This window comes from Nonomuraea sp. B208 (assembly GCF_057536035.1).
Map to the genome: position 1 here is coordinate 98,753 of NZ_BAAJOU010000009.1, position 12,129 is coordinate 110,881.

The 12,129-nt window shown below is 70.7% G+C and carries 10 protein-coding genes; 6 read left to right on the forward strand and 4 right to left on the reverse strand.

The genetic code is table 11. The features are described 5' to 3' along the window. Nucleotides 1-2: 2 nt before the first annotated feature. A complete protein-coding gene (locus AC27IY_RS04620) occupies nt 3-1,292 on the reverse strand; it encodes a branched-chain amino acid ABC transporter permease (protein WP_423452695.1) in 1,290 nt (429 codons plus the stop codon). Between the two features lie 418 nt (nt 1,293-1,710). Continuing rightward, nucleotides 1,711-2,082, reverse strand: a complete 372-nt coding sequence (locus tag AC27IY_RS04625; RefSeq protein WP_344215078.1) for a PaaI family thioesterase — start codon at nt 2,080-2,082, stop codon at nt 1,711-1,713. A gap of 104 nt (nt 2,083-2,186) precedes the next feature. Here AC27IY_RS04625 and polA point away from each other — a divergent pair, with 104 nt between their 5' ends. The 6 genes from polA to coaE all read left to right on the forward strand — a co-directional run bounded on the left by polA (nt 2,187) and on the right by coaE (nt 10,181). Continuing rightward, on the forward strand, nt 2,187-4,877 hold the full coding sequence (gene polA / locus AC27IY_RS04630; protein ID WP_423472299.1) for a DNA polymerase I: 2,691 nt from the start codon (nt 2,187-2,189) through the stop codon (nt 4,875-4,877). Nucleotides 4,878-4,986: 109 nt separating this feature from the next. Next, nucleotides 4,987-6,096: a polysaccharide deacetylase family protein gene (locus AC27IY_RS04635; RefSeq protein WP_371250182.1), complete on the forward strand. Its 1,110-nt coding sequence runs from the start codon at nt 4,987-4,989 to the stop codon at nt 6,094-6,096. 192 nt (nt 6,097-6,288) lie between these two features. Further along, entirely contained in the window at nt 6,289-7,767 is a 1,479-nt protein-coding gene (rpsA, locus tag AC27IY_RS04640) for a 30S ribosomal protein S1 (protein WP_091075891.1), read from the forward strand. Nucleotides 7,768-7,898: 131 nt separating this feature from the next. Then, nucleotides 7,899-9,053, forward strand: coding sequence for an epoxide hydrolase family protein (locus AC27IY_RS04645; protein ID WP_487177202.1), 1,155 nt, complete (start codon nt 7,899-7,901; stop codon nt 9,051-9,053). Nucleotides 9,054-9,080: 27 nt separating this feature from the next. Further along, nucleotides 9,081-9,569 (forward strand): GNAT family N-acetyltransferase, encoded by a 489-nt coding sequence (locus tag AC27IY_RS04650; RefSeq protein WP_364446239.1) that lies wholly within the window; start codon nt 9,081-9,083, stop codon nt 9,567-9,569. A gap of 9 nt (nt 9,570-9,578) precedes the next feature. Next, nucleotides 9,579-10,181, forward strand: a complete 603-nt coding sequence (gene coaE, locus AC27IY_RS04655) for a dephospho-CoA kinase (protein ID WP_364445436.1) — start codon at nt 9,579-9,581, stop codon at nt 10,179-10,181. Nucleotides 10,182-10,285: 104 nt separating this feature from the next. Here coaE and AC27IY_RS04660 read toward each other — a convergent pair whose 3' ends face one another. Next, the gene (locus AC27IY_RS04660; protein ID WP_487177203.1) at nt 10,286-10,906 is read right to left on the reverse strand and encodes a hypothetical protein; all 621 of its coding nucleotides are present in this window, start codon (nt 10,904-10,906) and stop codon (nt 10,286-10,288) included. Between the two features lie 316 nt (nt 10,907-11,222). Then, the gene (locus AC27IY_RS04665) at nt 11,223-12,044 is read right to left on the reverse strand and encodes an SDR family NAD(P)-dependent oxidoreductase (protein ID WP_423452691.1); all 822 of its coding nucleotides are present in this window, start codon (nt 12,042-12,044) and stop codon (nt 11,223-11,225) included. Nucleotides 12,045-12,129 lie beyond the last annotated feature (85 nt).

Sequence of the window (12,129 nt, forward strand, 5' to 3'; positions counted from 1 at the left end):
CGTCACCCGATCCGCTCGCGTCGGCCGAGGATGCCCTGCGGCCGGAAGAGAAGCACGACGATGAGCACCACCAGCGCGCCGACGGACTTCAGCTCCGGCGGCACCCACAGCGTGGACACCTGGATGAACACACCGACCACGAGCGAGCCGACCAGCGCGCCGAAGGCGGTGCCGAGCCCGCCGAGCGTGACGCCGGCGAAGATGAGCAGCAGGATGTCCTGGCCCATGGTGAACTTCAGCGACTGCGACAGGCCGAGCATGACGCCGGCCAGCGCGGCGATGGCGCCGCCGCCGGTCCAGATGATGCGGATGACGCGGTCGACGTTGATGCCGGAGGAGGCGGCGAGCGCCGGGTTGTCGGCCACGGCGCGGGCGGCCTTGCCGGTGCGGGTCTTCATCAGGGCGAGGCCCACGACGACGAGCACCGCGAGCTCGATGCCCATGGCCCACAGGTTCTTGGGGGCGGCGCTGATCGGGCCGAGCTGGATGCCGGCCTGGGTGTTGTAGTCGGTGTAGGTCTCGGTCTGCGGCCCGAAGAAGAACTGGATGAGGTTGCGCAGCAGGATCGCGACGCCGATCGAGATGATCATCATGGCGATCGTGCCGGTGCCGCGTTTGCGGAGCTGCCCCCAGAAGAAGCGGTCCTGGCCGTAGCCCAGCGCCCCCGCCACCACGACCGCGATGATCGCCGCCGGGATGAGCTGGATGCTGAATCCGACGTTGAAGGCGTAGGCGAGGACAGCGCCCAAGGTGACGAGCTCACCGTGGGCGAAGTTGGTCAGGCCGGTCGTCCCGTAGATGAGGGAGAGGCCGAGCGCGCCCAGGGCGATGATGAGGCCGAGGTTGAGCCCCTCGAAGGCGAGCTGCGCGGCCTGGGCCCAGAAGGAGCTCTCGCCGGTGGCCTCCTGCTCGGGGCCGGCGGCGGCGCCCTTGGCCTCGAGCGCGAACAGCACGGTGGAGCAGTTGCCCTCGTAGACGGTCGGCGTGCGGACGTTGTTGCCGCCGCGGACCTGGCTGTTCTGAGGAAGCGAGCCGGGGTCCAGAGTGACCTTGTACTTGCCCGGCTTGTCGACCTGAACGTCCCAAGTGCCTTGAGCGTTCGAGGTAACCTCCTGGACGGGTTGTCCGCCCTCGGTGGTCACCGAGATTTTGGCGCCGTTCACTGGCTGGCCTTGGAGTTTGAGTGTTCCCTTCAGCCCCTGGCAGTCGGCGGGGCCCGCGTGTGCGGGCCCGGCCAGCAGGAAGACGAGTCCACCCAGGAAGGCCGTGAACGCGATCACGGCTCTGCGCAATGGTGCTCCCTCATGTAGGTCAAGGCGGGGTGGTGCCCCTCCATCTCGACACGCGCGCATCGCAGGCACAACTGGGATGCAATGGCGGGAGCCTATTGCCGTGACGCCCGTTTCAGTATCGTTCGTCACCAATTAGTGACAACACGGTGTCACTCACGTGAGGAATCAAGTTGGCAGGTCAGGGGCTAAATAGGGGAAGACACCTGGCGGCCGGAAGGAACGGAACGATAACGAAATCACGGTAGGTATGGACGAGCCCGCGGGGGCGGCCTTTGGGGCCGTGCAGGCATCGCCGGCCGTACACGTTATCTACCGGGCCGCCCCCGCGGGCTCGCGTTCGGACCACCGTAGCGACCCCCGGGGGCGATGCGCAAAGAATCGGGCGAAGTGACCGCTGGGCAAAAGTACGGCAAAAGCCTCAGGCGTCGCGCAGCATGCAGGTGAGGCGGGAGGTGCACACCCGCCGGCCCTCCTCGTCGGTGATCTCGATGTCGTACGTCGCCAGCGTCCGCCCCGCGTGCAACTTCGTCGCCACGCCCGTCACGTGCCCCGAACGGGCCGAACGGTGGTGCGTGGCGTTGATCTCGACGCCCACCGCGATGCGCCCCGGCCCGGCGTGGATCGCCGCGGCCACGGAGCCGAGGGTCTCGGCCAGCACCACGGAGGCGCCGCCGTGCAGCAGCCCGTACGGCTGTGTGTTCCCCTCCACCGGCATCCGGCCCACCACCCGGTCGGGGCCCGCCTCCAGGAACTCGATGCCCACGCGGCTCGCCAGCGTGCCGTCGTGCATGCCGCTCAGCAGCGGGAGATCAAGCGGGTTGGTCTGCGTCAAGGGGACGCCTCCACTCTTCCGAGCTCAGGTTTTCTGTCGCAGGGGCAGACTAGGCTGCGTACGTGCCGAAGAGTGAAGTGACCCCCAGCCGTCCGTGCCTGCTGCTGCTTGACGGGCATTCCCTGGCTTATCGCGCCTTCTACGCGCTCAAGGACGCCAACCTCATGACCTCCGACGGTCAGCACACCGAGGCGGTCTACGGGTTCACCTCGATGCTGACCAACGTCCTGCGCGACGAGCAGCCGAGCCACGTCGCCGTGGCCTTCGACCGGTCCGAGCCTACGTTCCGGCACGAGGAATACGCCGACTACAAGGCCAACAGGAGCGAGACGCCGGAGGACTTCCGCGGCCAGATGCAGCTCATCTTCGAGCTGCTCGACACGCTGCGCATCCCGCGCCTGTCCAAGGCGGGCTTCGAGGCCGACGACATCATCGCCACGCTCGCCACCCGCGCGTCGGAGCAGGGGATGAGCGTGCTCATCGTCACCGGCGACCGCGACGCGCTGCAGCTCGTCAACGAGCACGTGACCGTGTTGATGACCCGGCGCGGCATCAGCGACATGACCAGGTTCACGCCCGAGGCCGTCGAGGAGAAATACGGCCTCACCCCGGTCCAATACCCCGACTTCGCGGCGCTGCGCGGCGACCCCAGCGACAACCTCCTCAGCATCCCCGGCGTGGGCGAGAAGACCGCGGCCAAGTGGGTGCGCGAGTTCGGCACGCTGACCGCGCTCGTCGACCGGGTCGACGAGGTCAAGGGCAAGGTCGGCGACAAGCTGCGCGACCACGTCGCCCAGGTGCTGATGAACCGCCGGCTCACCGAGCTGCTGCGCGACGTGCCGGTCGAGGCCGAGCTCGGCGAGCTCAGGCAGGGCGCGTGGGAGCGCGAGGAGGTCAACAAGCTCTTCGACACCCTGCAGATCCGCGGCGAGCTGCGCGAGCGGGTGTTCAAGGTGCTCGGCACCGGCGAGCAGGAGCCCGACCAGGGCTTCGAGGTCGAGACCGTGATCCTCGGCCCCGACCGGGTGGCCGGCTGGCTGGCCGCCATGCCCGAGGGCCGCGCGGGGCTCGCCGTCAAGGGCGCCTACGGCAGCGGCACCGGCCGCATCGACGCCATCGCCGTGGCCTCGCCCGACGGCACCGCCGCCCACATCGACCCGGTCAAGCTCACCGAGGCCGACGAGACCGCCCTGCGGGCCTGGCTGGCCGACGAGAGCAGGCCCAAGGCCGTCCACGACGCCAAGGGCCCGATGCTCGCGCTGTGGGCGCAGGGCATGGACCTGCGCGGCCTGAGCTGCGACACCGCGCTGGCCGCCTACCTCGCCATGCCCGGCCAGCGCACCTTCGCCCTCGAGGACCTCGCCCGCCGCTACCTCAACCGCGACCTGCGCGCCGAGGAGGAGTCCGACGGGCAGGCCGCGCTGTTCGGCGACGACGAGGACGCCCCCGCCAAGGACCTCGCGCTGCGCGCCCACGTCGTGCGCGAGCTGGCCGAGGCGCTGGAGCGGTTCCTGGCCGGGCGCGGCGGCACCCAGCTCCTCGACGACGTCGAGCTGCCGCTGCTCACCGTGCTGGCCGAGATGGAGCGCGCGGGCATCGCGGTCGACAGCGCCTACTTCACCGGGCTGGAGGCCGAGTTCGGCTCGGCCGTCAAGCACGCCGTGGAGGAGGCGCACCGCTCCGTGGGCGAGCAGTTCAACCTGGGCTCGCCCAAGCAGCTCCAGGAGATCCTGTTCACCCGGCTCAACCTGCCCAAGACGAAGAAGATCAAGACCGGCTACAGCACCGACGCCGACCAGCTCGCCTGGCTCGCCACGCAGACCGAGCACGAGCTGCCGACGATCATGCTGCGCCACCGCGACCAGCAGAAGCTGCGCACCACGGTCGAGGGCCTGATCAAGGAGATCGCCGACGACGGGCGCATCCACACGACGTTCAACCAGATCATCGCCGCGACCGGCCGGCTCTCCTCCGAGAAGCCCAACCTCCAGAACATCCCGATCCGCACCGCCGAGGGCCGCCGCATCCGGCAGGGCTTCACGGTCGGCGAGGGCTACGAGACGCTGCTCACGGCCGACTACAGCCAGATCGAGCTGCGCATCATGGCGCACCTGTCGGGCGACGAGTCGCTGATCGCCGCGTTCGAGTCCGGCCACGACTTCCACAAGGCGACCGCGGCCCGGGTCTTCGACCTGCCGCCCGAGCAGATCGACGGCGAGCTGCGGGCGCGCATCAAGGCCATGAACTACGGCCTCGCCTACGGACTGTCCGACTTCGGGCTGTCCGGGCAGCTCAACATCCCGGTGGCCGAGGCGCGGGCGCTCAAGGAGGAATACTTCCAGGAGTTCGGCGGCGTGCGCGACTTCCTGCAGGCCATCGTGGCCCAGGCGCGCGCCGACGGCTACACCGAGACGATCATGGGCCGCCGCCGCTACCTGCCCGACCTCACCAGCGACAACCGGCAGCGGCGCGAGATGGCCGAGCGGATGGCGCTCAACGCGCCGATCCAGGGCTCGGCGGCCGACATCATCAAGGTCGCCATGCTCCACGTGCACCAGGCCATCCGGGAGGAGGGGCTGGCCTCGCGGATGCTGCTGCAGGTCCACGACGAGCTCGTGTTCGAGGTGGCGCCGGGCGAGCTGGAGGCGCTCAGGCAGCTCGTGCGCGACCAGATGAACGCCGCCTACCACCTGCGGGTGCCGCTGGAGGTCTCCGTGGGCGTCGGGCGCACCTGGGAGGACGCCGGGCACTGACCCGCGGTCCGGGAGCCCCGGGGGGCGGCATGTCGCCCGGGGTCACCGGTTTCCGTACAGATCTGGACTAGGGTGGAGTGTCGGCTTCCCCTAGCGGCACGGGAGTTCTGTGCGGTTACCAGCGTCCTCCACGAAGATCATCGGCCTCGCGAACGTCGTCGTGGTCACCGTGGCGGTCATCGGGCTCAGTCTCATGCCGGCGCAGGAGGTCCCGCACGCCGGCCCGGCCTCCGCCGGGAAGGTCGAGGAGAGCCCGCCGTCCGCGGCGCCCGCCGACACCCCGGCGACCCCGCCCGGGCAGCCGCCCGGGGTGGTGGCCACGCCCGAGTTCGCCCGGCAGGTGCGCGCCAACGAGGCGGGGCTGGTGCCGGTCCTCATGTACCACCGCATCCAGCGCAAGCGGCTCGCCTCCATCGACCGCACCCCCGACCAGCTCAGGAAGGAGCTGGAACGGCTGGCCCGCGAGGGCTACGTGCCGATCACCGCCGCCGAGTTCGCCACGGGCGACATCCACGTGCCCGCGGGCCGCTACCCGGTCGTGCTGACCTTCGACGACGGGCACCCGAGCCACTTCGCGCTGGACGCGAACGGCAACCCGGCGCCCGGCACCGCGGTGGCGATCATCCAGGAGGTGGCCGCCCGCTACCCGTCGTTCCGGCCGACCGCCACGTTCTGGATCAACCACGAGCCGTTCGGCCTGCGCGACGAGGCCGCGCAGGCGGCCGCCCTGCGCTGGCTGAACGAGCACGGCTACGAGGTGGCCAACCACACCTGGAGCCACCCCAACCTGCGGGTCCTGCGCAAGCGCAAGGTCCGCGAGCAGATCGGCCGGATCGAACGGCTGCTGAAGAAGCTCGGCGCGCCGCCGTCGCGCACCATGGCGCTGCCGTACGGGTCGATGCCCCACGGCAAGAAGGTCGCCAGGACCGGATCATGGGACGGGACCCGTTATGATTTCGCCGGCGTGTTCCTCGCCGGGGCCGAGCCCTCGGTTTCGCCCTACGCGAAAAGTTTCGACCGGGGCGCGATCCAGCGGATCCAGAGCAACGGCAAGAAGGGCGAGTGCCGCAAATGGTGCTCGCAGTACTGGCTGGAGTGGCTGGACAAGCATCCCGGCAAGCGCTACGTCTCCGACGGGGACCCGGAGCGGATCTCCATCCCCCGGGCGGCGAGGGGTAATATCATCCCCAAGCGAGGGCTCCAGGTCATCGCCTACTGACCTCGCCCTGGATTGACCCCGTGGCATTGGTCTCATATGCTGATCGCTGCGCTGTGGGCTCGCGCGCGCCTCAGACGGAGCGGGCTCGCGCTCGGTCACGTCGATGTCGTAATTCCTCGGCTTGATGCGGAAGAGGGCCTGCCGCGCGTCCGCCACATCGACATCCTGTCCGCGTTCGGAGCAATTCCACACATGACGTCCAGCACTGAGGCCACCTCGAGCACCCCGCAGGTAGCGGTCAACGACATCGGGTCCGAGGAAGCCTTCCTCGCCGCGATCGACGAGACCATCAAGTACTTCAACGACGGCGACATCGTCGAGGGCACCGTCGTCAAGGTCGATCGAGACGAGGTCCTTCTCGATATCGGCTACAAGACCGAGGGTGTCATCCCCTCGCGCGAGCTTTCGATCAAGCACGATGTCGACCCTGCTGACGTCGTGGAGGTCGGCGAACACGTCGAGGCCCTGGTTCTCCAGAAGGAGGACAAAGAGGGCCGCCTGATCCTGTCCAAGAAGCGCGCCCAGTACGAGCGCGCCTGGGGCACGATCGAGAAGATCAAGGACGAGGACGGCATCGTCACCGGCACCGTCATCGAGGTCGTCAAGGGTGGTCTCATCCTCGACATCGGCCTCCGTGGCTTCCTCCCGGCGTCCCTGGTCGAGATGCGACGGGTCCGCGACCTGCAGCCGTACGTCGGCCGCGAGCTCGAGGCCAAGATCATTGAGCTCGACAAGAACCGCAACAACGTGGTCCTGTCGCGCCGCGCCTGGCTCGAGCAGACGCAGTCGGAGGTCCGCCAGACCTTCCTCAACACCCTCCAGAAGGGTCAGGTCCGCAAGGGCGTCGTCTCCTCGATCGTCAACTTCGGTGCGTTCGTGGACCTCGGCGGCGTCGACGGCCTGGTCCACGTGTCCGAGCTGTCCTGGAAGCACATCGACCACCCCTCCGAGGTCGTCGAGGTCGGCCAGGAGGTCACGGTCGAGGTCCTCGACGTCGACATGGAGCGCGAGCGCGTCTCCCTGTCGCTCAAGGCCACCCAGGAAGACCCGTGGCAGCAGTTCGCCCGCACCCACCAGATCGGCCAGGTCGTGCCGGGCCGCGTCACCAAGCTGGTGCCGTTCGGCGCGTTCGTCCGGGTCGAGGAGGGCATCGAGGGCCTGGTCCACATCTCCGAGCTGGCCGAGCGCCACGTGGAGATCCCGGAGCAGGTCGTCCAGGTCGGCGACGAGATCTTCGTCAAGATCATCGACATCGACCTCGACCGTCGCCGCATCAGCCTCTCGCTGAAGCAGGCCAACGAAGGCGTGGGCGCCGAGGTCGAGTTCGACCCGACGCTCTACGGCATGGCCGCGACCTACGACGACCAGGGCAACTACATCTACCCCGAGGGCTTCGACCCGGAGACGGGCGAGTGGCTCGAAGGCTTCGACAAGCAGCGTGAGGAGTGGGAGCGGCAGTACGCCGAGGCCCAGCAGCGCTTCGAGGCCCACCGCAAGCAGATCGAGGAGGCCCGCAAGGCCGAGGCCGAGGCCGGCGAGGGCGCTCCGACGTCCTACGGCGGCGAGACCCAGGCTCAGCAGAGCTCCTCGTCCGCTCCGGCGGCCGGCGCGCTCGCCTCGGACGAGGCGCTCGCGGCCCTGCGCGAGAAGCTCGCGGGCGGCCAGAGCTGAGGCTCTAGCTCCCAGGAGTAGGCGGTAACGGAAAGCCCCGCACGGGTTCGTGCGGGGCTTTTCGCGTGTCATCGGTCTTCTCGCTTGATTGCGGAAAGATCCTTGCCGCATGTCCTCCTACTGTTCGTTCCATGACCGAAACGATCACGCCGTTCCGCATCGACATCCCCCAGGCCGACGTCGACGACCTGCGCGAGCGGCTGCGGCGCACCCGCTGGGCCCGGCAGCTTCCCGGCGGCTGGGACCGCGGGGTGCCCGTCGCCCACCTGCGGGAGCTGGCCGAGCACTGGGCCGAGACCTTCGACTGGCGGGCCCAGGAGGCCAGGCTCAACGCCTTCCCGCAGTTCACCACCGACATCGACGGGCAGCGGGTGCACTTCCTGCACGTACGCTCGCCGGAGCCGCACGCGCTGCCGTTGATCATCACGCACAGCTGGCCGAGCACGGTCGCCGAGCTGCTCGACGTGCTCGGGCCGCTCACCGACCCGCGCGCCCACGGGCTCGACCCCGCCCTCGCCTTCCACGTCGTCGCGCCGTCCCTGCCCGGCTTCGCCTTCTCGCCGTTCCCCGAGCCCGCCGACGAGCGGCCGTGGAGCGTCGACCGGGTCGCCCGCACCTGGGCCGAGCTGATGCGCCGCCTCGGCCACGACCGCTACGGAGCCCACGGCAACGACGCCGGCGCGCTGGTCACGGCGCGGCTCGCCGCCCTCGACGCCGAGCACGTGACCGGGGCGGTGATCACCTCCGGCCTCGGCGTCCCCACCGGCGACCCCGCCGAGCTGGAAGGGGCGAGCGAGGAGGAGCTGGGCTGGCTGAAGATGCTGGGGGAGCGGATGGCCGGCGGCAGCGGGTACGGCCCCTACCTGGCGAGCCGGCCCCAGACGCTCGCCCACGGGTTCGCCGACTCGCCGGTGGCGCAGCTGGCGTACCTGGTGGAGCGGTTCAAGGAGTTCGACGGCTGGCCCGAGCGGAACGGCCCCGTCGCCGAGCCGATCGGCCGTGACCTGCTGCTGACCACGGCCAGCCTGTACTGGTTCACCGGCACCGGCGGCTCGTCCTCCTGGACGTACTACGAGGGCGCCGCCGGCATGCCCGTCGACCAGCGGGCCGTGCCCACCGGGGCCACGCACGGCGGCCCCGACCTGCTGCGCCGCATCGCCGCGCGCGGCAACGACGTCGTGTACTGGGGCGACGGGGAGAGCCCGAGCCACATGGTGGCGATGGCCGCGCCCGGGTCGGTCGTGACCGGCGTACGGGAGTTCTTCGAGGTCCTCCTCCGGCCGTGAGCGCCCGGCCGGTAGGGTGACGGCGTGATCATCGAACGAGCGGTGCCGGCGGACGCCGGGGAGATCCTCACCGTGCAACGGGCGGCCTACGTGAGCGAGGCCCAGCTCTACGGCGACCCCTACATCCCGCCGCTCGTCGAGTCGCTGGAGCAGGTGCGCAAGGTCATCGAGGGCGCCGTCGTGCTCAAGGCGCTCGACGGCGGCCGCCGTATCGTCGGCGCCGTACGCGGGCAGCTCTCCGGCACCACCTGCCTGGTCGGGCGGCTGGTCGTCGCCCCCGACCTGCAGGGGCAGGGCCTCGGCACGGCGCTGCTGCGGGCGCTGCACGAGCAGGTGCCGGAGGCGACGGCGTTCGACCTGTTCACCGGGCACCTGTCGGCGGGCAACCTCAAGCTCTACCGGCGTCTGGGCTACCGGGAGACGCACCGCGAGCGGATGGACGACCACCTGACGATGGTCCACCTGCGCCGGGAGGCGGAGCCTTCCGGTCGTGCGCCGTCCGGCCATCGTGGATAGGCTTCAGCGGTGCTGAAGATTGGGCTCACCGGTGGCATCGGATCCGGCAAGAGTGAGGTGTCCAGGCGGCTCGCGGCTCACGGAGCGGTCGTGATCGACGCCGACAAGATCGCACGCGAGGTCGTCGAACCCGGCACGGCCGGGCTGGCGCGGGTGGTCGCGGCCTTCGGCGAGGAGGTGCTCCGCCCCGACGGGGCGCTCGACCGCGAGAAGCTCGGCTCGATCGTCTTCGCCGACTCCCAGAAGCTGGCCGTGCTCAACGGCATCGTGCATCCGCTCGTGGGGGAGCGGGTGGCGCAGCTGCAGTCGGACGCGCCCGGCGACGCCGTCGTGGTCTACGACGTGCCGCTGCTGGTCGAGAACAAGCTCGCCCCCATGTACGACGTCGTGATCGTCGTGGACGCGGCCGACGAGGTGCGCATCCGGCGGCTCGCCGAGCATCGCGGCATGGCCGAGACCGACGCCAAGGCGCGCATCGCGGCGCAGGCCAGCCGGGAGGACCGGCTGGCGGTCGCCGACATCGTCATCGCCAACGAAGGGGCGTTGGAGGAGCTGGATGCGCGGGTGGCCGAGGTGTGGGGCGAGCTGCTGCGGCGAGGGGCGCGCGGCTGACCGGTCCGCCGGCTGGGGGTGCCTGGGCTGGTCAGGGGACGGGTTCCTGAGCCGGCCGCCGGGCTGATCACTAGGAGACGGGCCCCGGGCCGGTCTCCTGGCGATCACGAAGTTCCGCCGGCTGCCTGGCCCTTGAGGCGGCCGGGGACCTGCGGGGCCGGGGTGAGGGTGGCGTCCGGGGGCGTCGTGGTGGCCGTGGGGGCGGGGGTTCCCGAGTCCTCGCTGGTGCCGACGATCACGGATCTTTTTCTGGGGCGTACCGGCTGGGGGCGGATGGCGCGCGGGCGGGCGGTGCGGGCGCGCGGGTTGCGGGCCCCCTGCGGTCGGACGATGCCCGGCGTGGTCGGGTAGGTCGCGGTCGCGACCGGCTGCGACGACAGCCGCGACGAAGGCGGCGCGGCGGGCGTCGCGGGCGCGGCGGGCGTCGTGACGGGTGCGGCGTTCACGGGCGGCGGCGTGGTGGCCGACGCCGGTGCGGTGGCGGCGGGGCTGCGGCGCAGTGCCGCGGCGGGCGGCGTCGGAGGCACCGAGCCCGGATAGGGCACGGGGTCCAGCGTCGTGCGGAACGCCGGGATGCCGATCAGGACCCCGGCCAGGGTCAGCAGCACCACGCCCACCGCCACGGCGGCCGTCTTGGCGGCCTGCGAGCGGCCCTCGCCCTCCCGCGCCGGGCGGGTGCCCGAGTGCCGCGTCCATGGCATCGGTACGGCGGCCCGCTTGGGCATGACCTCCCGCCCACCCGCGACCTCATCCGCTGCCGCAACCAGGCCCGCGTCGCCAGGCCCGTCCTGATCCGACCCGTCCTGGCGCATCCGTACGTCGCCCGTCTCGTCCTGGTATGGCCCGGTCTGGTCTGGTCCGTCACGATCAGGCCCGGCCCGACGCGGTCCGGTGTGGTCGCGTGCGGCGGTCACGAGCCCAGCCTCCGGCAGGTAACCATCGTCCATCCCCTTCGCGATGCTCCGCGCCACCGAAACGATCTAGCCCAGGATCCTCCCACAGTCCGGCGACCGGGCGCGGCAATCGCGGCAAATGGGGCGTTCAGTCGAGGAGGTGGCGGGTCAGGTCGTAAAGGCGGCGGGCGGCGGCCGGGTCGAGTGTCGGGATCGACGGGTCCACCGGGGCGCGGCGGTCGTAGGCGAGCAGCCGCCCGGCGGGCGGGTCCGCCATCAGCGCGATGATCGGCTCGATGGCCTTCTCCACGGGCTGCGCGGCGACCTTGGCGAGGAGCCGGACGAGCGCCCGCGCGGGCTGGCGAAGGCTGCCGGTGCCGCTGTCGGTGAAGCCCGGATGGTGCAGCAGGAAGCGGGTGCGCCCGCCGGGATGGACGTCCGGGTACGCGACGCCCAGCAGATCCGTGGCCCGCCCGCCCTGCAGCATCGCCTTGACGCCGCTGTAGCCGCGGCCGAGCGTCAGGTCGTCCCAGTGGATCCGGCCCTTCGTGACCCCGACGCCGCACACGTTCACGATCATCGGCCGGTCGCCCTTCTCCAGCAGGTCCGTGAGGCCGTGGCTGAGCAGGAGGCGGCTGACGTAGTAGAGGGCGAAGGTGGCCTCGAAACCGTCCGGGGTGAGGGTGCGGCTCCCGAAGTGCCGCATGGCGGTGAGGACCAGCCCGTCGAGGGCGTCGTGCCGGGCCCTGACCTCCTCGACCACCCGCCTGTTCTCCGCGACCGACGTCAGGTCGGCCCGTACGAACGCGGCCCGCTCCCCGGCCCCCAGCCGCTCCGCCTCGGCGAGGAAGGCTCGCCCTCTGCCCGGATCGCTGCCGACCACCGTCACCCGGTCGCCGTTCCGCAGGTGGTGCAGCGCCAGGCCGCGCCCCATCCCGGTCGTGCCGCCCGCCACCACGTACGTCCTCATGCCGCGCTCCCGTCGTCAAGTCATCGTTCGATGACTTGAAGGACCGTAACATGCCCGGCCGCTAGGATGTCAACAGTCGATGACT

Excerpts from the sequence above, each read along its gene's own strand:
- AC27IY_RS04660 (WP_487177203.1), bottom strand. The coding sequence starts at position 10,906 with ATGCCCAAGCGGGCCGCCGTACCGATGCCATGGACGCGGCACTCGGGC.
- rpsA (WP_091075891.1), top strand. The coding sequence starts at position 6,289 with ATGACGTCCAGCACTGAGGCCACCTCGAGCACCCCGCAGGTAGCGGTC.
- AC27IY_RS04665 (WP_423452691.1), bottom strand. The coding sequence starts at position 12,044 with ATGAGGACGTACGTGGTGGCGGGCGGCACGACCGGGATGGGGCGCGGC.
- AC27IY_RS04645 (WP_487177202.1), top strand. The coding sequence starts at position 7,899 with ATGACCGAAACGATCACGCCGTTCCGCATCGACATCCCCCAGGCCGAC.
- AC27IY_RS04625 (WP_344215078.1), bottom strand. The coding sequence starts at position 2,082 with ATGCACGACGGCACGCTGGCGAGCCGCGTGGGCATCGAGTTCCTGGAG.